Genomic DNA, 19,646 nt, shown 5'->3' with positions numbered 1-19,646 from the left:
GACTAGTATTGCATGACTTGTTTTATACAGGACTGAAACATTTCGGGCGAAATTGGTTTTTGTAGTGCAAAATGCTTTCTGTTTTTGATAAATTCCGGATATTGCCAGCGTGACACAGCGGACGTAATGATCAGGATAGGAATATCGGCGATCAATTCGGCAAGTGTATTAATATTACCGCCGCTAACAATGAGATCGAGGAATAGGATGTCTGCGGATTTTAGATCATGACTAAATAATGCTGGATTTTCAATGTCTTCAACCATCTTTATCAATTGAAGATCTGGAAACATGTGAATGTATTCAACTATTTTTTTTGTCGCCAGGGGTTCATCCTCAATGAGAATACATTTAAGCTTGGGTGAAGTCATATATTCGGTTCTTTTTTTATTTAGTAGACAATAAAGACGATTGCTGCAAAGGCGCCTACCAGAACGCCTTCACAGCATTATCCTCTTTTATATTACTTTTGAAGATGTAACTGTCTTAATAGTTACCAGTTCCATATCATCAAAATCAAAAAATGAGATCGGTTCGACCACGCAGACAGTTTGTACATCCAATACAAAATCCTCCGCTAAAAAATTTTCAATGTTTTCCATAGTTATACGTTTAAATTGTAAACAAATGTGCTTTCTATGGAAAAGAACAGCGAAAAATATCGACAGAATTGAAAATGAATCGGACGAACTAAAGAATTTATTCGACGAAAAAATAGAGCGTGTTCCTATTTCTGTTCGCGGTGTATTAGATGCTGTTCGAATAGTCTGCCAGATTATAATCAGCATTGAAAGAAGGTCCATCGTATGCTGTTGGAAAATTCGACGAAATAGCATTTGAGTACGATGAAATAGCGACGGCTTCATTGTAGGATTCTATTTGGTTCATTATTTTAGAACTATCTATTTTAGCAGCGAAAAACCATTTCTTTAGCCATTAAAGCCATGTAGCTTAAATAGATAAACTAATAAGAAGGCTTGAGGTAAGTCCTTGACCAGAAAAGCATCTGCCAAATAAATAGGTGAGTAGTGTGAGCGCGTAAAACAAATGAGAATATGAATTTATCAAATGAAATGCACATTTTTTTGAAAAGAGAAGGTTTACGGTTATTTAGAAAAAAAGTAAGCTGGCAGACCTCTGCGAAATATCAGATCTATGCAGATGGGAAAACAAAGATTGGTGTCGCATTTGACAGAATTCAAAATTTTATCGATGAAGATACCAATGCATCCGGCTGGAGTGGAATGGAAACGATTAAACTCGAAGAACGCGGTGATTATATTATCTATGGTTTTGTTGAGGAAGTGGAAAGCTAAAGAAGAATTGAGTTTAACCTGTCGTATCGTATTATCGAATAAATATTACAAATCAATTCCCTAATTGTGTAATGATTTCGATGTTATTTGTGGCCAAATTTGTTGTGTAAAATAAAACAATCAGTTATGGCGACAGATATTTATAAAGACACGGTTTATCTACCTTTAGAAGATGTTGAAAGTGAACATTGTGCTTCAATTGTCGAAAAAGGACTAGCTCAGGTCAAAGGCTTGGCGAGCTATCGGGTGGAATTGAATAATCATAGAGCTGCTATCGTACCTAAAGATAGTGAAGCGGTCGTTAGCAGTGTAAAGACGATCAAAGATCTTGGTTATGGTGTTTCTACATTGACCAAAACATTTCCAGTTCTTGGGATGACTTGCGCTTCATGTGCCAGTAGTGCCGAAAGTATGGCAAAATATGAACAAGGGGTTGTCAATGCGTCTGTAAATTTTGCAACTGGAAATCTTACAGTTGAATATTTGCCTAATATTACGGATCATTTAAAAATTCAGAAAGCAGTCCAGGCTGGTGGCTATGATTTATTAATCGAAGATGAATCTACACAACAGGAAACCTTGGAGGCTATTCACGCAGCTAAATTTCACAAGCTTAAAATCAAAACACGATGGGCAGTATTGCTATCGCTGCCCGTAGTTGTAATCGGTATGTTCTTTATGGATATGCCGTACGCAAATCCTATTATGTGGCTGTTTTCTACACCCGTAGTTCTTTGGCTAGGCAAGGACTTTTTTGTCAATGCGTTGAAACAAGCGAAACACCGTTCGGCCAATATGGATACACTTGTTGCGTTGAGCACGGGGATAGCCTACATCTTTAGCGTATTTAATATGCTCTTTGCTGAATTTTGGCATCAACGTGGCTTGCATGCACATGTATATTTTGAGGCAGCCTCAGTTGTCATTGCTTTTATTTTATTGGGTAAATTGCTGGAGGAAAAGGCCAAAGGCAACACCTCATCTGCTATTAAAAAGCTAATGGGGTTGCAGCCGAAGACGGTTATGGTCATTCAATCGGATGGGGTAGAGCGTCAGGTCCCTATAGAAGCCGTTCATGCCGGTGATATCGTTCTGGTAAAACCAGGTGAGAAGATCGCTGTCGATGGTATTGTTATCAGTGGGAATTCCTATGTCGATGAAAGTATGTTAAGCGGAGAGCCGGTCCCGGTTTTAAAAATTGAAAATGAGCAGGTTTTTGCTGGGACGATCAATCAGAAAGGCAGCTTTCGGTTCAGAGCGACAAAAGTTGGCAAGGAAACCATGCTGGCAGATATTATTAAAATGGTGCAGGATGCACAGGGAAGTAAGGCTCCTGTGCAAAAACTGGTCGATCGAATTGCTGCTGTATTTGTTCCTGTTGTCATTGGGATTGCTATTTTAACCTTTCTGCTGTGGTTTACTTTAGGCGGAGAAAACCATCTGGTACAAGGATTATTGGCGGCAGTAACGGTTTTGGTTATTGCTTGTCCTTGCGCACTAGGTTTAGCTACTCCTACAGCGATCATGGTTGGAGTGGGTAAAGGAGCTGAGCAGGGCATTTTAATTAAGGATGCGGAAAGCCTGGAGCTGGCCAAAAAGGTAACTGCAGTTGTTTTGGATAAAACTGGAACCATTACGGAAGGAAAACCTGTTGTAACTGATGTGTATTGGAATAATGATGAGGATAGTTTAAAAGGTATCTTGTTAAGCCTGGAAAAACAGTCTGAACATCCATTGGCAGAAGCTGTTGTAGGGTATTTTAATGATGTGAAAGTTACTCCAATATCCTTTATCGAAAGTATTACAGGGAAAGGTGTCAAGGGCAGTGAAGGAATCGAAACGTACTATGTAGGGAACCGGAGGTTGTTGGCTGAAAATAGGATTACAATTTCGACGGAATTGATGGCACACGCCACTCAATGGGAAAATCAATCCAAAACAGTGATCTGGTTTGCCAATAGTCAAACCGCATTAGCTGTTATTGCCATAGCAGACCGGATTAAGGAAACTTCTGTACGTGCCATCAAGGAGATGCAAGCTATGGGAATTGAACTATATATGCTGACTGGTGACAACGAGGCTACTGCCAAGGCCATCGCTGCGGAAACAGGTCTTCAGCATTACAAAGCTGAGGTATTACCTGAACATAAAGCTGATTTTGTTAAAGAATTGCAACAAAAGGGGCAGGTGGTCGCCATGGTTGGGGACGGTATTAATGACAGCACAGCCTTAGCAACAGCAGATGTCAGTATTGCCATGGGAAAAGGAAGCGATATTGCAATGGATGTAGCGAAAATGACAATTATTTCTTCTGATTTGACGAAGATACCCCAGGCAATTCGACTTTCGAAACAAACGGTCGCAACGATTAAGCAAAACTTGTTTTGGGCGTTTATTTACAATTTAATTGGGATTCCCCTCGCTGCAGGTATTCTGTATCCATTCAATGGTTTCCTCTTAAACCCGATGATAGCTGGAGCTGCAATGGCATTGAGCAGTGTAAGTGTCGTCAGTAACAGCTTGCGCCTTCGCTGGAAAAAATAACTAACTATGATTGAGCCGTGGACCTCGTTTTATACGGTAAATATTGTAAAACAAAATAGAAAAACTGTAAGTACAACCAAATGTATTATAGGCATATTTGGATAAGTAATTAAATAGATTGATAACATTAAAATTAAATAACATGGAAAGCAAAGAACTTCAATTTAAAACAAACCTTAATTGTGGGGGCTGTGTGTCCAAAGTAAGTGCTGATCTGGACGGTAAGGACGGCATCTGTGAATGGAATGTTGACACCAGCAATGCAGACAAAATTCTAACTGTAAAATCTGAAGGTGTTTCGGAGGAAGAAATCATTGAAATTATTAAAAAGAAGGGCTTTAATGCGACGGCCTACTCCGCATAATTGTTTAATAAATCTCTAGAAGCACTATTATTAGACAGCACCCTAAAAGTTGGACAAAACTTTTAGGGTGCTTTTATGAAGTATAATTATGAGAAGAAACTGCGCTCAGTTTTATTAGTTTGGCAGGTGGTATTCTACCGGCAAGGTTGCCAGGATGATCTGCAGCGAACAAAAGCCATATAGGGACGTTTGGTTACGCATAAGGAAGCTCATGGAAAAGAAGGATTTCTATTAGTCAAAATGGATAAACATATCTTTAAAATTAAGGGTCATTTTAGAAAATTGCCGAATAACATCCTGACCTATATTTCCATATACAGTTTCATTTTTGATCTTCGATTTTAATAGACTTATATTTTTGATATCGATCGGTTTGTCACCGATATGGAATGTATGCTGTATGACAAAACCGTCATATTCAACTTTTCCACCAGCGCCTCCCATGGCGATTTTGGTCGGTATTTCATGTTTTTCGATACGCTGTTTGTAGGTTTCATAAAAAGGTGCATATAGGATCGTTTTTTCAGCTCCTGTATCAAAAGTATAATGTTTTCCATCAATCGCGATAAGTGGTGTTAAACCGTCTATTGCAAGATTTGAAGGTCTTTTTGGAACTGTAGGTGTTTTCGGGACAATAAAAAAATCATCTTGTGTAAGCTGTACTTCTTGTAAGGCTTCTATGACCGGAAAGCCTAATATGCCATTGATTTGATAGTTAATTTGCGGGATATAAAGTGCGCTATCTGGAAAAACCAAGAATATAACGTCGGATATGTTGATGTGACCAAGTTTTAATTGTTTACAAACGGCTAAATCGGCTTTGATCGAAATACCTGTAATTGCGTCTACATCAATAGCTGCACGGATAATCTCCATATGAAGTCGTTTGGCCACGGACTCCGAGACTGTCGATAGGTTTGCTCCGGTGTCAAATATAAACCTTGCTGTATCACCGTTAATGGTTAGTTTTAGATTCTTCAACCCGGCTCTATCTTTTGTCATTTTTAGACGAATATCGCCATTGATTTCTATACGCTGTGGCCCTATATGTTCGAGAGCTGACCAGATTTTTAGATTGTTTCGGAGATCATCTTTTACTTCAGTTGAAAGCAGGGGATCGAATTCGTGGAGAATTTTTTGCGTCGTTCGCTTTGCGCCAGCATAATCTTTCAATTTGACAAAATTATCTTCCTGAATGCGTTGTATTTTTAGTCGTAGTGTGTCAGGCAATACTTCAGATGATTTGTTCAGTAATGCTATTTTTTTGTTTGAAGCAATGGGTTTGTTAAATGCATTATCGAGTATTGCCAAAATAAAAACTTGTTCGTTAGCGCTAAAGTCAGTTTTATTGCTCATAAACAGCTCACGGGCGTTGAAGAAATCTTTGGACTCTATAAGCTGACAGAATTTGTTGAATCTAGTAGAGGTCACCTGAGCAAAATTAAGCTGAATGGAGATGAATAAAAGGAAATAGGTCGATAGGTATTTTTTGAAATAATTTGCTGTAGAATTCATGAGGTATTCAATAAATTATCTTTTAATCAGTGATTTATTTATTCTTTTAAATGTCGGAAAAGTTCTTGTTAATTTTTAAATTTTATTTTTATTATCGCTTATTCTCCTTACAGTCAGTGGCTTAGGTTAAGGAGGGATATGTGATGCTTGCGGCCCCGAATAATTAAGGTTAAATTAGCTAATGCTTTGAGAAATTTCTCCTGGAACGATGAGATGGGGAAGATCAGCGAAGGGTGATTTATTTGTAAATAGAATAATTTTAATGAAACAAAAGACAATGAGTATTAGGTTTAGTAGCAGATCTATTTTTTTGGGCCTTGCGGCGTTATCGACCAGTTTATTTTTTAGCTGTGGAAATGCAGGAACCAAAAATGAGGTCAAGGCCGAAAAGGTGGAGGAACCTGCTGAAGCTACTGCAGACACTGCAACCACAACGCAGGAGTTATCTTTTAAGGATAAAGAAGGGAAGGTTCTTCAATTAAGTGCTTTAAAAGGTAAGGTCGTGTTTATCAATTTCTGGGCGACCTGGTGCCCTCCATGTATTCATGAACTACCTTCTATTGACCAGCTTAGGCAATCGCTTAAAGATAATAAGGATATCGTTTTTCTCATGGTAGATGTTGATGGCGACATGGAGAAGTCTTCGGCTTTCATGGCAGAAAATAAGTATGATCTGCCTCTTTATATAGCAGAGGGCGATATTCCTGCAGAATTCTTAGGACAGTCCATACCGACAACAGTCATCTTGGATAAAGCTGGAAAGATCGTAGAGCGTTTGGAAGGAAGCCGTGACTATGGGGCTCCTGAGATGAAAAAAGCATTGCAGGATATCGCGAGCGGCAGCTAAAGATCGATCGTTGTAATCGCTATTTTCTATAGATGGAGAATAGAATTTGAAAATTAAAACAGTATTTTCGCTGTGTCAAGTTAATTTATAGCTATGTCCGAACTTCAAGAGCAGACTGCAGTCAGAACGACTTATTTTAGTATTGCGGGTAATGCATTACTGGCCTTGTTAAAATGGCTAGCTGGTTTCTTCGGAAACTCCTATGCGCTGATCGCGGATGCAATTGAGTCAACAGCCGACATTTTCTCTTCATTTCTAGTACTTTTAGGTTTAAAATATGCGCAACGACCTGCCGACGAGAATCACCCTTATGGTCATGGTCGGGTAGAACCCCTTATTACATTTATTGTCGTTGGTTTTCTCATTGTTTCTGCAACCATAATTGCTTATGAAAGTATTGAGAATATAGGAACGCCACATGATCTACCCAAGCCCTGGACGCTATTTGTGCTGGGCGGGATCATTGTCTGGAAAGAGATTTCTTATAGGATCGTTATGAAGAAAAGTAAAGAAACGAATAGTTCTTCACTTCGTGCAGACGCTTGGCACCATCGAAGCGATGCGATCACATCAGTTGCTGCTTTCATTGGGATATCTATTGCATTGTTGCTCGGAAAAGGATACGAAAATGCGGATGACTATGCGGCATTATTTGCTGCTGGTTTTATATTTTATAACTGTTATCATATTTTCAGACCGGCGCTTGGCGAGATCATGGATGAAAATGTCTACGATGAAGTCATTGATAACATCCGGGAAGAGGCATTAAAAGTCGAGGGGATAAAAGCGACAGAAAAATGTTTTGTGCGTAAATCGGGGGCTAAATATCATGTCGATCTGCATGCCATTGTTGATAGTGAAATTACGGTAAGGGCAGGGCATGAGCTGGCGCATAAACTTAAGGACCATTTGATAGCACATATTCCTGACCTTGGTCATGTGATGATCCATATTGAACCGAACGAATGTCTTTGGAAAGCAAATTGAAATGGCAGCACATGTTAGTTTTCTTGAACCGTGCCGCCATTTGATTGTTTAGAAGCTTAGGTGTTTTCAGCTTCAAGCAATTCGATCTGCCATTTGATCTGATCCGCTTGAATAGGGTAATCGACATTATTTCTTAAGCTTTCATAAATGGCTTCAAACAGCTGATTGTAATCTCCCTTATGTGGGGTTACGAAAGACTCATGTTTTTGATTTGATGCGTCTATGGTCACAAGTTTTCCTTCGAATCCTGCTGGCTCAATGCCATAAGATGGATCGTCGGGTAGCATACCATCGATCAATTGCTGTTCTTGTACATCCGTCATATTCTTGATAAAACTCCCTTTAGTACCATGGATGACAAAGGCTGGTTGCGGAGAAGCGACGAGCAGACTGCCCGTTAAGTAGACGTTCAGTCCAGCTGGATAGTAGAGATGATAGTGAAAGTAGTCTGCAACTTTTGAATCAGGTCTGTTAATAGACGTCGTTTTACTGAATTTAATCGGCTTTCCAAAAAGGGAGATTGCCTGATCAAGAAGGTGAGGACCGAGGTCATAGGTAATACCATTGGAAATATACTGCGTATCTTCCTTGAAGTATTTTTGTCCCAATTCCATTTTATAGCGATCAAATCTGAAATGCACTTCAATTAGTTTTCCTAATTCTCCACTTTCGATTACTTTCTTTATGTCTAAAAAATGACTGTCGTAGCGTCTGTTTTGATAGAAAAATAATTGTCTTCCTTGTTTTTTGCCAATGGCAAGTAGCGCATCAAATTGTGCTGAGTCATCAACGGCGGGTTTTTCTATCAAGACATGTTTTCCTGCTTCCAGGGCTTCTTTGGCATATTGGAAATGTGTATAATTTGGTGTGTTTACAATGACCAGTTCGATGCTGTTATCAGCGAGTAATTCTGCGATGTTATCGTAGCTTTTTATTGCCGGATAGAATTCATGTGCTGCTTTTTTCGACCGTTCTACAACAGCGCTAAGATTGAAATGTGGATTGGTATATATAAATGGTGCGTGAAAAACACGCCCTGACATGCCAAAACTGAGTATTCCTGTATTAATTTGAGTATGTTTCATGTTGATTTAAAATATGTTAGATCTGTCTTGTTAATTGTTGTATTTAATGACAACTTTAGTTCTATTTGGTTTTGCCCTTATCTGTCTTTTACTTCTCTGCTCGGTTTGCAGTTAGATGTGTTATGCCATCTTTTGTTGCCAATAGGCATACCGAACAGAGCTGATAAAAAAGTGAATGTTCTACAACTCCTGTTATGAGTTTGATTTGTTTATTTAACTCAAGAATATCTGGCAGTTTAGAAAAATAAATATCTGCCAGGAAATTACCTCGCTCAGACAGGAGAGGACCCGATTTTTGTTCGGATTTTCTTAATACTACCTCGGCTATTGCTGTAGAATAGTTTGATTTTAGTTCTTTAAGTACCGATAACCAGGCTTCGGGTATAATTTCAACACATAGTGGATGCTTTGTGGTCAAGTTCTCGACCATCTTTGAGCCATCCACCAAGAGAATAAACTGTTGTGCCATATTCGCCATAATCTTCTCACCTGTGTGCACGCCGCCGCCACTTTTGAATGCATTTAAATGCATGTCCACCTGATCGCAGCTGTCAAAATAATAGTCCAATGTTGCTAGGGTACTGCCATCAATGCAAACAAGACCGTACTCCTTGAGCCGCATTTTTGTTTCGAAAGAAGGGGATATAAATTTTAAGCTGGATTTAAAGGAGATACTGCTTGCGATCAATTCGATGAAATAAGCTATTGTTGATCCCACTCCCATTCCAATGAGCTGATCGGGTTTTAATAGCTGAAGAGCAGCTTTGGCGGCGTCCTGTTTGAGATTAGTCATAAATGGTAAATTTATAAAATTGCAATACCTTGTGCGGCATAAGGTTGTAAAATACGATCCGAAGGATCCTTTTCTGTAATTAAATAACTGATATCAGACGCGGGGCATGTTAAGAAAGATGTGATGGTATCGAGCTTATTGCTTGTTGTGGCAGCAACAATGTTCATTGAATTTTTACAGAGTACTCTTTTGATAGCTGTTTCTTCGAGAGTTCTTGCCGTCAGTCCGCGGTAGAGATCTAGGCTGCATACGCCTAGGAAGCTAATATCGGCGTATATTTCTCCATAGGTGGAAATAGTTTGCTGCCCCTGCATCGTAAGAGATGATTTGCAAAAAGTGCCGCCCGCAAAAATCAAGCTGATGTTTGGGAGGCTTGCAAGTATATTGGCTATCGGGAGACTATGTGTGACAACAGTAAGAGATAGGCTTTCGGGAATATTTCCGGCAATTGCCTGTGTTGTGGTGCCACCATCGAAAAAGACGACCTGATGATCTTTTAATAGCGTGATTGATTTTTCAGCTATGGATTGTTTCTCCATAACATCAAGGTTATTTCGGTCGTATATATCGAATGGAATGTTTGACCGTAGCGTGGCACCGCCCCGAATAGCCCGAAGTAAGCCGGCGTCAGATAACTCTTTAAGATCACGTCGTACGGTATGTTCGGAAACACCAAGCTCGGTGGCCAAGTCCATCAGCGCTAATTTTCTTTCTTTTTGGATCTTAATTAATATAAAATCGTGACGTTCTTCTTTTGAGATCATGCTATAAATATATGCTTTTATGCTACATGTTGCAATAATAAGCTTACTATTTGTCTAAAAGTTGCAATATGTTGCAGTTTAGCCTGCTGTTTACTGTGAAATTAACTTACTTGGTTCTGGAGGATCGTACTCAATCCCATTTTTGATGAACTTGTTTTTGCCGTACTTATTGTTTTTATTAGCATTATATTTGTGAATGATCGGTAATTGTTTCGTTCGTTCTTCAGTTGTAACCAATTTATAATTTTCGCTTTTACAGGCTGTTGTTTAATTCTATAGGTAAAGGATCAGAAATCAATTAAAATATGAATACTATCGTAAAAATTGCAGGTTTTATTCTGTTCGTCTTTTTTAGTGGCTGTAAGGTTCAGCATGGCGCGCAGCTTATGAAAGGACAATGGGTATTGGGTGGCTTTGAGCGACCCAAAGGAGTCAATCCAATTATTGAGCCTGATACAAGTTCCGTATTTTATGATCCAATGCTAAAGAAGGAAATCCGATGGGAGAACAACGACACCTTTAATCCTGCGGCAGTGGTGAAGGGAGATAGTGTCTTTGTCCTATATCGTGCAGAAGACCGGACGGGGAAGGCTATTGGTCACCGGACCTCTCGCCTGGGGTTAGCGGCTAGTGTGGATGGTATTCATTTTGAACGGCTCAAAACACCGATATTCTATCCGGGCCCCGATGAGCAGCAGGATAACGAGTGGCCAGGCGGGACGGAAGATCCCCGGATAGCACAAACTGAGGATGGGCGCTTTGTGATGTTTTATACCCAATGGAACCGAAAGGTTCCGCGGCTAGGTGCAGCAATATCCACTGATCTGAGACACTGGGTTAAGTATGGTCCCATTTTTAAAAAATCGAAAAATAAGCCCGCTCTTGTCAATGAACCGCATAAATCGGCGTCTATTGTAACCGTATTGAAAGGCAATAAACAGGTGATTGCTAAAATCAATGGGAAATATTGGTTGTACTGGGGGGAACATGGTGTCTATGGCGCCACATCCGATAATTTGATTGACTGGGAACCTGTAACAGATAGTAGAGGTGCTCTGAAAGCTTTTATTTCGCCAAGAGATGGTTATTTTGATAGCGGATTGACGGAGTGTGGTCCTCCAGCAGTTTTGACTGATAAGGGAATTCTATTGTTGTACAATGGTAAGAATCATGCGGAGAAAGGGGATATGCGTTTTAATAAAAATACCTATTCCGCTGGGCAGGTTTTATTTGATCAACGAGATCCGACAAGCGTATTGGCTCGAATGGATGTTCCGTTTTTGCGGCCCATGGAATCATTCGAAAAAAGCGGACAATATATAGATGGAACGGTTTTTATCGAAGGATTGGTCTTTTTTAAGCAAAAATGGTTTTTATATTATGGTTGTGCCGACTCTAAAGTTGCTGTAGCTATTTATGATCCGCGCCATCCAGGGCCAATGGATCCTGTACCTGGATTGTAAGAGGGAAGAAGTTGTCTTTGAAGCTTGTTTGGATGATGGGTAGTTGGTGTAGGAGAATTTACTTAGTTGGCTGGGAACTTATCAAATTAAAAAAGGCAGATCATTTGATCTGCCTTTTTGGGTAAGTAATCGGGCTCGAACCGACGACCCCTAGAACCACAATCTAGTGCTCTAACCAACTGAGCTATACCTACCGTGATTTTGATGATACAAAAGTACGATTAAACCCTATTCCCTCCAAATATTTGTTGGAAAAAAAACAGCGTTTAAAGCCAACTAGGTGAAGATTAGTTTATTAAATTTTAATAAAAAAACATTGAAACGCATCCATATTGGTGCGGATATGTATTTCGCGAATCCCAAAGTTACCATTTGCTTCCAATTTCTAATAAAAAAGGCGGTTCTTATCAAAGAAACCGCCTTTTTTATTGGAAGAAATGTTTTTAGATCATCTCTACACTTCTCTTCACAAAAGATGTTAGATCAGCTCCAGACAATAAACCTCTGGATAAGAGTGCTAAATCAAAAGCCTGTTTTGCTAGTTTAGAGCCTTCTTCGTCCGATGCAGATAAAATTCTTTTGATCAGCGGATGGTTACCGTTGACAGTTACCTTATAATTGTCGGGCAATGAACCATAGAAATTCATACCACCTCCTGTCTTGGCCATATCTTTCATTCGGCGCATAAATTCATCAATTGTTACCGATACAGGCAGATCACCTTCATTTAAGGCGTCAACTTCAACTTTCATATCTTGGCGTGAAATTGCTTTTTCGAAAACCTCAAGCGCTTTTTTGGATTCTTCTTCAGAAAGGGCAAGCTCGACTTTTTCGTCTTTTTGGATCAATTTATCGATAACGTCAGCATCCACACGTTTCAGCTGTACCTTTTCACCGCCCTTTTGCTCCAAATAAGCAGCAAAGTGCGTATCCAGTGGCCCATCAAGCATCAAAACATCATAACCTTTGTTTAATGCAGTTTGGATAAAGCCATCTTGTTGAGCGGCATCATGCGTATATAAGTAGACAATGTTACCATCTTTATCTACCTGGATATCTTTAACCTTTTCGTAATATTCTTTGATGGTGAAACTTTGGCTGTTCGTGTTTTTTACTAAACAGAAGTCATTTGCTTTTTCTGCAAATTTCTCATCGCTTAGCATACCATATTTGATAAATAAACCGATATCTGTCCATTTTTCTTCAAAGCCCTTGCGGTCAGTCTTAAATATCTCGTTCAATTTGTCAGCCACCTTTTTGGTGATATAACTATTGATTTTCTTAACGTTGCTGTCTGCTTGTAAAAATGAACGGGATACGTTCAATGGAATATCTGGTGAATCGATTACCCCGTGAAGTAACATTAAGAATTCAGGAACAATATCTTTCACTTCGTCTGTGATAAACACTTGTCTGGAATACAGCTTAATTTTATTGCGCTGGATCTCCAGTTCATTTTTAACTTTAGGGAAGTAGAGAATACCAGTCAGGTTGAATGGGTAATCGACGTTGAGGTGAATCCAAAACAATGGTTCATCCATTGAATAAGGATAGAGCTCGCGGTAGAAGGCCAGATAATCTTCGTCTTTTAGTTCGGATGGAGATTTTGTCCAGGCTGGATTGGTGTTATTGATGATATTGTCTACCTCTACAGATTTGTATTTTGGTTTTCCTTCTTCGTCTTCACCATCCGGTTCAGAATTTGTTTTGGTGCCAAAACGGATTGAGACAGGAAGAAATTTCGCATACTTATCTAAAATGTCCTGTAAGCGTGCCTGGCTTAAAAATTCAGTTGATTCTTCGTTAATATGTAAAATGACATCAGTACCGCGTGTGGTTCTTGTACCTGTAGAAATTTCGTAAGATGTACTACCATCGCAAGTCCAATGAGCAGGTTCTGCTCCATCCTGATAGGATAAAGATTGGATTTCCACCGTATCGGCCACCATAAATGCGGAATAGAAGCCTAAACCAAAACGGCCAATGATTTCATTTGCATCATTTGCCTCTTTGAATTTTTCCATGAACTCTGTTGCACCTGAGAAAGCGATCTGGTTGATGTATTTTTTTATTTCATCTGCTGTCATACCAATACCATTGTCGGAAATAGTGATGGTTTTGGCAGCTTCATCAAATTTTACGTCTACAATCAATTCACCCGTTTCACCTTGGTACTGACCCAAAGAAGCTAGGCGTTTGATTTTTTGAGAAGCATCAACTGCATTAGATACCAGTTCACGCAAGAAAATTTCATTATCAGAATATAAGAATTTTTTGATTACGGGAAATATGTTCTCCGTGTGAATTGAAATACTACCTTTTTCTGGATTCATAATTTGTATGTCGCTATTTTTAATTTTATGATTTGTTTAAAACATACAATCAGTGTTCCAAATCGTCTCTATAGGACATGATGGCAGGAAACAGTCTATTTTGTCATAGGCTCATTCGTTGAATTTACGGGCTCTTTAAGTAAACTGTCAGCGAGCGAAACTGCCTTCGGCTAATTTAGGCCTGGGCTCTGTGGAAAGTTGGCGACATGTGCATATTTGGGGCCGAGTCCAATAATGGCATCCTTCCACAATAATTCGCCGTTACCTTCAAAAATAAGCTGATGATGGTATTTGTTCTGTACAGCCCAGCTATTTTCTTTGATTTCGCCGTCCAGTTGACCAGCAGACCATCCGGAATACCCGATAAAGAATTTTAGTTCGTCAGCTTTTATGCTATCCGTTTGGATGGCTTCAATAAGTCTATCTTCATCGCCTCCAAAATAGATTCCTGGGGCCACTTCTTCGCCGCTTAACAGTAAATCAAAACGGCTATGTACAAAAAAAAGGCTTTCCTGAGCTACAGGACCACCGACGTAGATGGGGAAATTGCAATCCGGTATAGATTCCAATAATTGGCCAATGCGAACATTAGTTTGATTATTTAGAACAAATCCGAGGGAGCCTTCTGTATTGTATTCACATAACAATATTACGGATCTGAGGAATCTGGGGTCTAGCATAAACGGCTCGGAAATCAATAGGCTTCCTTTTTGTGGGTCTAGTTCGGTAAACATATAGCGCGAATTTTAATTATTTATTGAATTTAATCTTTTTTATTTAATCTATGCGAGATTTGTGCCAAAATTAGGATTTTGTCAATTTCTACTAACTTTATAGAGAAAAAGCAATGATTTTAGTAAGTTTGTAGGATATAAAAACAGGTTTCTATGTCCATTCAACATAAAGATATTGCAGCAATCAGACAGGATTACGTATTAGGTAGCCTATCTGAATCGGATGTGGATCGTGATCCAGTCCACCAGTTTAAAAAATGGTTTGATGCGGCTATTCATAGCGAGGTGATCGAACCTAATGCCATGGTGCTTTCAACCGTATCTTCCCATCATTTGCCATCCTCAAGAGTTGTTTTATTGAAGGATATTGTATCAGAAGGTTTAGTCTTTTTTACAAATTATGAGAGCCGTAAGGGGGAAGACATGAAAGCTAATCCGCATGCTGCACTGTTATTTTTCTGGCCTGAATTGCAGCGGCAGGTCCGGATTGAAGGAGTTATTGAATTTGTGAGCGGAGCTGATTCGGATGAATATTTTCAATCGCGACCTAAAGCGAGCCGTATCGGTGCACTGGCCTCCCCGCAGAGCCACGAAATTCCAAACCGTAGTTTTTTAGAAAACAGGGTGGAAGAACTCGAAAACCAATATAATGGAAGCGACGCTGTACCTAGACCCTCACATTGGGGCGGCTATTTACTGAAACCGATTTATTTCGAGTTCTGGCAGGGACGTGCGAGTCGGCTGCATGATCGTATCGTTTATAAAAAAGTGTCTGATTCCTGGAAGATTACGCGCATAGCTCCATAAATATGACATTTGACGAAATTAAATCGACGCTTGTTTCCAGATTTGGAACTCAAATTATTCTTAAAGAAGATCACAATGGGCTGCAGCCTGCATTATTTATTGATAAGGGCGATATTATAGCCGTATGTTTATTCCTGAGGGATACAGAGGGTTTGTACTTTGATTTTTTAAGCAACCTTACTGCTGTGGATTATCACACGCATTTTACTGTAGTCTACCATCTCAATTCCTTGCCTTATCAACACGGTTTGGTCTTAAAAGTGGAGTTGTCTGGTAATCGTTCGCTCGACGAACTCCCTGAGATTCCTTCGCTTACTTCGGTATGGCGCACGGCAGACTGGCATGAGCGCGAAGCATTTGACCTGATGGGGATTTATTTTGAGGGACATCCGGATCTTAGAAGGATTTTGCTACCTGACGATTGGGAAGGATATCCTTTACGGAAGGATTATGAAGAGGCAGAAAAATATCATGGCATCCATATTAATTGATAGAAATGGCGAATCCAAAATATAAAGAGGCATTAATACGCTATGAAAAACACCTTACGGAGATATCCAGTCAGGAAATGGTGTTGAATATGGGGCCTCAGCATCCTTCGACGCATGGCGTGCTCCGACTGCAGCTGATTACAGATGGAGAGATCGTGAAAGAGGTTGTTCCACATCTGGGTTATCTGCACCGTTGTTTTGACAAACATGCCGAATCGTTAAATTACGCAAAGACAATTCCTTTTACTGATCGTCTGGATTATCTAGCCTCAATGAACAATAGTCATGCTTTCGTGATGGGGGTTGAACGCATGCTTGGTCTCGATAGTAAAATACCGAAAAGAATAGAGTACATCCGGGTGCTGGTCTGTGAACTCAACCGAATTGCATCCCACCTGATTGCTATTGGGACATATGGGATTGATATCGGTGCAACAACACCGTTTCTCTGGTGTTTCCGCGACCGCGAGCATATTATGAATATGTTGGAATGGGCATCTGGCTCCAGGATGCTGTACAATTATATCTGGGTAGGAGGTTTATTTTATGATTTGCCTGTAGGCTTTGAAGAGCGCTGTGCTGAATTTATAGCGTATTTCAAGCCTAAATTGGTCGAACTGGATGAGATATTGACACAGAACCAAATATTTATTTCCCGTACAGCTAAAATAGGGGTACTTCCTGCTGATGTCGCCATAAATTATGGTGTATCGGGGCCCATGCTTCGCGCTTCGGGGATAAAATGGGATTTGAGACGAATAGATGGCTATTCTGTTTATCCAGAAATTGATTTTGAGATACCTGTGGGAAAAGGTGAGATGGGAACAATCGGCGATTGCTGGGATCGTTATAAAGTTAGGGTAGATGAGGTCAAGGAATCTGTTCGCATTGTCGAGCAATGTCTTGAGCGATTACAGAAAGACTTTAAACGTACAGCTGAATTTGATCCGAGGGCTCTGGTACCGAAGAAAGTGAACTTGAAAGCTCAAGATTATTATGTCCGTGCTGAAAATCCGAAAGGAGAATTAGGGTTTTACTTTGTCACAAAAGATAAATCAGATATTCCATTGCGTGTAAAGTCAAGGGGGCCAAGTTTTAATAACCTTTCGGTGATTTCGGAACTCGGAAAAGGCGTATTAATTGCTGATTTAATTGCGATTCTTGGATCTATTGATATCGTTTTGGGGGAGGTGGACCGCTAAATTGCGGTAGTGTGCATGTTTTCTAAACGATTTAGCAAAATAAAATAGGGACTGTATTGAAAATGTTGCAGAAAAACGCAAATAAATTTGTAAATGAAAGCAATTTTCACCATATTTGCAGTCTCATAATTTAAGTTTATAATTGGTTAATGAAAGCTCGTTACTCCCAAAGTAACGGGCTTCTCTTTTTTATGGCCTGCAATCTATTGATGCTGTTTATTTAGCATGCCGGTGTGTTGGTTTGAGCTTGAAGGGTTTACTGCTTTTTCATCGGAGCAATGTTGATTATCCTGTATATTTCATCGAATTCCTGCATTAGAATTTAACGTAAATGATTACCTTTACTGGTCTTAAATATAAAAAAGTGACGGATAGTTTAGTTATCATTCCAACATATAATGAAAAGGAAAATATTGAAAAAATCATTCGCAAAGTTTTTTCCTTATCACATGCATTTGATATTTTAATTGTAGACGATGGTTCTCCCGATGGGACGGCTACCATCATCAAGAATTTGCAGCTTAATGAATTTACTGGCCGTCTGTTTATCGAAGAACGGACCGGGAAACTGGGCTTAGGGACAGCTTATATCCATGGATTTAAATGGGCGCTATCGCACGAGCACTACCAATATATTTTTGAAATGGATGCAGATTTCAGTCACAATCCGGAGGATCTGCTTCGCTTACGGCAGGCTTGTGCGGATGGTGCTGATATGAGCATAGGTTCGCGTTATATCAAGGGCGTGAACGTGGTCAATTGGCCGATGAGCCGGGTACTGATGTCCTATTTTGCTTCGGTATATGTTCGTTTTATAACCGGAATAGATATCCAGGATGCTACCGCGGGATTTGTTTGTTTTACCAGAGAAGTCCTCAGGACAATCCCACTTGAAAAGATTAAGTTCGTAGGTTATGCTTTTCAGATTGAAATGAAATTTACAGCCATAAAATATGGCTTTAAGGTGGTGGAAGTCCCCATTATATTCACAGATCGGACTGAAGGTACATCAAAGATGAGTACAAGTATCTTTAAGGAGGCATTTTTTGGTGTTATCCAATTGAAACTGGGAAGCATAGGTAAGCGCTATAAGAGAAATTAAAATATTGCCACAATGAACGAGAATTTAGATCCAAATCCTGAACGTCTGAGCAATACAGATCGTGATATTGAACGAGCATTGCGGCCTCAGGCTTTCGAAGACTTTACAGGACAGGCTAAAATATTAGAAAACCTCAATATTTTTGTGAAAGCGGCTAGGCTGAGAGGCGAGGCGCTGGATCATGTTTTGCTACATGGCCCCCCAGGCTTAGGAAAAACGACTTTATCCCATATCATTGCTAATGAGATGGGGGTTGGTATCAAAATTACTTCGGGACCTGTATTGGATAAACCGGGCGATTTAGCAGGTTTATTGACAAATCTGGAGGAAGGTGATGTTTTGTTTATAGATGAGATCCATCGTTTAAGTCCTTTGGTGGAGGAATATCTCTATTCGGCAATGGAAGATTTCAAAATTGACATCATGCTGGAGACAGGCCCAAATGCACGGTCTGTGCAGATTTCTCTGAATCCGTTTACCTTGATTGGTGCCACAACGCGCTCAGGTCTTTTAACAGCCCCCTTGCGCGCACGCTTTGGAATTAATTCACGCTTGCAATATTATGATGCAAAATTGCTGACAACTATCGTGCTGCGCTCGGCTCATATCTTAAACACACCGATTTCTGATGAAGGTGCCTATGAGATTGCGCGAAGGAGCAGGGGGACACCACGGATAGCCAATGCTTTACTGCGCCGTACACGAGATTTTGCGCAGATAAAGGGCAACGGGAGTATCGATAAAGAAATAGCAAAATATGCTTTACATGCGCTTAATGTGGATGAAAATGGTTTAGACGAGATGGACAATAAAATCTTAACGACGATTATCGACAAGTTCAAAGGTGGTCCTGTAGGACTAAAAACTGTAGCGACGGCTGTTGGTGAGGATGAAGGTACGATTGAGGAAGTCTACGAACCCTTTCTGATTCAAGAAGGATACATTATGCGGACGTCAAGAGGACGCGAGTGTACCGAAGCGGCCTATAAGCACTTGGGGCGTGTCAACCATTCGAAAGGAAACACACTGTTTTAAGCGCGAATGAAAAGTATATTTTAACTTTTCTGCTGAATAATTTTATTAGTCCGGCTCATTAAAGCTGGGCTAGGTTTTGTCCGTTGAAAATAGCTTATTTGAGCCTGTAGCTCCTCATATATCCAAGGGTGCTTCTTTCGTAGGTTATTTAAGATGTCCAGGCAGTTGACTAATACAGCGACAGGACATGAAGGTTCGATCATCCATTGAAAGGAGTACTCGATAATTTCTTCTTCTATCTCATTTTGGAGCGTATATTCTTTA

At 39.9% G+C, this 19,646-nt stretch carries 20 protein-coding genes, 1 tRNA gene and 1 pseudogene; 11 read left to right on the top strand and 11 right to left on the bottom strand.

What is annotated here, in order from left to right; translation table 11 throughout:
* Positions 1 to 2: 2 nt before the first annotated feature.
* The 3 genes from B3C94_RS05250 to B3C94_RS05240 all read right to left on the bottom strand — a co-directional run bounded on the left by B3C94_RS05250 (position 3) and on the right by B3C94_RS05240 (position 888).
* Complete coding sequence (locus tag B3C94_RS05250; RefSeq protein WP_293900091.1) at positions 3 to 371, bottom strand: hypothetical protein; 369 nt, start codon at positions 369 to 371, stop codon at positions 3 to 5.
* 87 nt (positions 372 to 458) lie between these two features.
* Positions 459 to 602, bottom strand: coding sequence for a hypothetical protein (locus B3C94_RS05245; RefSeq protein WP_153848663.1), 144 nt, complete (start codon positions 600 to 602; stop codon positions 459 to 461).
* 145 nt (positions 603 to 747) lie between these two features.
* Positions 748 to 888: a hypothetical protein gene (locus B3C94_RS05240; RefSeq protein ID WP_293900079.1), complete on the bottom strand. Its 141-nt coding sequence runs from the start codon at positions 886 to 888 to the stop codon at positions 748 to 750.
* 167 nt (positions 889 to 1,055) lie between these two features.
* Here B3C94_RS05240 and B3C94_RS05235 point away from each other — a divergent pair, with 167 nt between their 5' ends.
* From B3C94_RS05235 to B3C94_RS05225, 3 genes are all read left to right on the top strand, one after another.
* Complete coding sequence (locus tag B3C94_RS05235; protein ID WP_293900076.1) at positions 1,056 to 1,316, top strand: hypothetical protein; 261 nt, start codon at positions 1,056 to 1,058, stop codon at positions 1,314 to 1,316.
* Positions 1,317 to 1,442: 126 nt separating this feature from the next.
* A complete protein-coding gene (locus B3C94_RS05230; protein WP_293900073.1) occupies positions 1,443 to 3,860 on the top strand; it encodes a heavy metal translocating P-type ATPase in 2,418 nt (805 codons plus the stop codon).
* Between the two features lie 142 nt (positions 3,861 to 4,002).
* The gene (locus B3C94_RS05225; RefSeq protein ID WP_293900070.1) at positions 4,003 to 4,224 is read left to right on the top strand and encodes a cation transporter; all 222 of its coding nucleotides are present in this window, start codon (positions 4,003 to 4,005) and stop codon (positions 4,222 to 4,224) included.
* A gap of 231 nt (positions 4,225 to 4,455) precedes the next feature.
* Here B3C94_RS05225 and B3C94_RS05220 read toward each other — a convergent pair whose 3' ends face one another.
* Positions 4,456 to 5,739, bottom strand: a complete 1,284-nt coding sequence (locus B3C94_RS05220) for a retropepsin-like aspartic protease (protein WP_293900067.1) — start codon at positions 5,737 to 5,739, stop codon at positions 4,456 to 4,458.
* Positions 5,740 to 6,016: 277 nt separating this feature from the next.
* On the opposite strand from B3C94_RS05220, the gene B3C94_RS05215 reads away from it, so the two are divergent.
* Positions 6,017 to 6,586 carry a TlpA family protein disulfide reductase gene (locus tag B3C94_RS05215; protein ID WP_293900064.1) on the top strand — a complete coding sequence of 190 codons (570 nt, stop codon included), beginning with the start codon at positions 6,017 to 6,019 and terminating at the stop codon, positions 6,584 to 6,586.
* Between the two features lie 93 nt (positions 6,587 to 6,679).
* The gene (locus B3C94_RS05210) at positions 6,680 to 7,573 is read left to right on the top strand and encodes a cation diffusion facilitator family transporter (RefSeq protein ID WP_293900061.1); all 894 of its coding nucleotides are present in this window, start codon (positions 6,680 to 6,682) and stop codon (positions 7,571 to 7,573) included.
* A 56-nt stretch (positions 7,574 to 7,629) separates the two neighbouring features.
* On the opposite strand, the gene B3C94_RS05205 is transcribed toward B3C94_RS05210, so the two are convergent.
* The 3 genes from B3C94_RS05205 to B3C94_RS05195 form a co-directional block, all read right to left on the bottom strand.
* Complete coding sequence (locus B3C94_RS05205) at positions 7,630 to 8,658, bottom strand: Gfo/Idh/MocA family protein (RefSeq protein ID WP_293900058.1); 1,029 nt, start codon at positions 8,656 to 8,658, stop codon at positions 7,630 to 7,632.
* Between the two features lie 88 nt (positions 8,659 to 8,746).
* Entirely contained in the window at positions 8,747 to 9,451 is a 705-nt protein-coding gene (rpiA, locus tag B3C94_RS05200) for a ribose 5-phosphate isomerase A (RefSeq protein WP_293900055.1), read from the bottom strand.
* Positions 9,452 to 9,462: 11 nt separating this feature from the next.
* Positions 9,463 to 10,215: a DeoR/GlpR family DNA-binding transcription regulator gene (locus tag B3C94_RS05195; protein WP_293900052.1), complete on the bottom strand. Its 753-nt coding sequence runs from the start codon at positions 10,213 to 10,215 to the stop codon at positions 9,463 to 9,465.
* 305 nt (positions 10,216 to 10,520) lie between these two features.
* Between B3C94_RS05195 and B3C94_RS05190 the strand changes: the two genes are divergently transcribed.
* Positions 10,521 to 11,678 (top strand): glycoside hydrolase family 130 protein, encoded by a 1,158-nt coding sequence (locus B3C94_RS05190; protein ID WP_293900049.1) that lies wholly within the window; start codon positions 10,521 to 10,523, stop codon positions 11,676 to 11,678.
* 120 nt (positions 11,679 to 11,798) lie between these two features.
* On the opposite strand, the gene B3C94_RS05185 is transcribed toward B3C94_RS05190, so the two are convergent.
* From B3C94_RS05185 to B3C94_RS05175, 3 genes are all read right to left on the bottom strand, one after another.
* Positions 11,799 to 11,872, bottom strand: a tRNA-His gene (locus tag B3C94_RS05185).
* 249 nt (positions 11,873 to 12,121) lie between these two features.
* Positions 12,122 to 14,011, bottom strand: coding sequence for a molecular chaperone HtpG (gene htpG / locus B3C94_RS05180; RefSeq protein WP_293900046.1), 1,890 nt, complete (start codon positions 14,009 to 14,011; stop codon positions 12,122 to 12,124).
* A gap of 170 nt (positions 14,012 to 14,181) precedes the next feature.
* Positions 14,182 to 14,745, bottom strand: coding sequence for a YqgE/AlgH family protein (locus B3C94_RS05175; RefSeq protein WP_293900043.1), 564 nt, complete (start codon positions 14,743 to 14,745; stop codon positions 14,182 to 14,184).
* A 153-nt stretch (positions 14,746 to 14,898) separates the two neighbouring features.
* Between B3C94_RS05175 and pdxH the strand changes: the two genes are divergently transcribed.
* The 5 genes from pdxH (at position 14,899) to ruvB (ending at position 19,382) form a co-directional block, all read left to right on the top strand.
* Positions 14,899 to 15,552, top strand: a complete 654-nt coding sequence (gene pdxH, locus B3C94_RS05170) for a pyridoxamine 5'-phosphate oxidase (RefSeq protein WP_293900040.1) — start codon at positions 14,899 to 14,901, stop codon at positions 15,550 to 15,552.
* 2 nt (positions 15,553 to 15,554) lie between these two features.
* A complete protein-coding gene (locus tag B3C94_RS05165; RefSeq protein WP_293900037.1) occupies positions 15,555 to 16,043 on the top strand; it encodes an NADH-quinone oxidoreductase subunit C in 489 nt (162 codons plus the stop codon).
* Between the two features lie 5 nt (positions 16,044 to 16,048).
* Positions 16,049 to 17,245: an NADH-quinone oxidoreductase subunit D gene (locus tag B3C94_RS05160; protein WP_414712635.1), complete on the top strand. Its 1,197-nt coding sequence runs from the start codon at positions 16,049 to 16,051 to the stop codon at positions 17,243 to 17,245.
* Positions 17,246 to 17,609: 364 nt separating this feature from the next.
* The gene (locus B3C94_RS05155) at positions 17,610 to 18,347 is read left to right on the top strand and encodes a polyprenol monophosphomannose synthase (protein ID WP_293900249.1); all 738 of its coding nucleotides are present in this window, start codon (positions 17,610 to 17,612) and stop codon (positions 18,345 to 18,347) included.
* A gap of 12 nt (positions 18,348 to 18,359) precedes the next feature.
* Positions 18,360 to 19,382, top strand: coding sequence for a Holliday junction branch migration DNA helicase RuvB (ruvB, locus tag B3C94_RS05150; RefSeq protein WP_046673408.1), 1,023 nt, complete (start codon positions 18,360 to 18,362; stop codon positions 19,380 to 19,382).
* 20 nt (positions 19,383 to 19,402) lie between these two features.
* Here the strand turns inward: ruvB and B3C94_RS05145 are convergent.
* Positions 19,403 to 19,646, bottom strand: a pseudogene (locus B3C94_RS05145) (hypothetical protein); the annotation flags it as partial.

Source organism: Sphingobacterium sp. UBA5670 (assembly GCF_002420705.1).
Classification (GTDB): Bacteria; Bacteroidota; Bacteroidia; order Sphingobacteriales; family Sphingobacteriaceae; genus Sphingobacterium.
The sequence above is the reverse complement of the archived record's forward strand: the minus strand, read 5'-3'. Positions and strand labels throughout refer to the sequence as shown.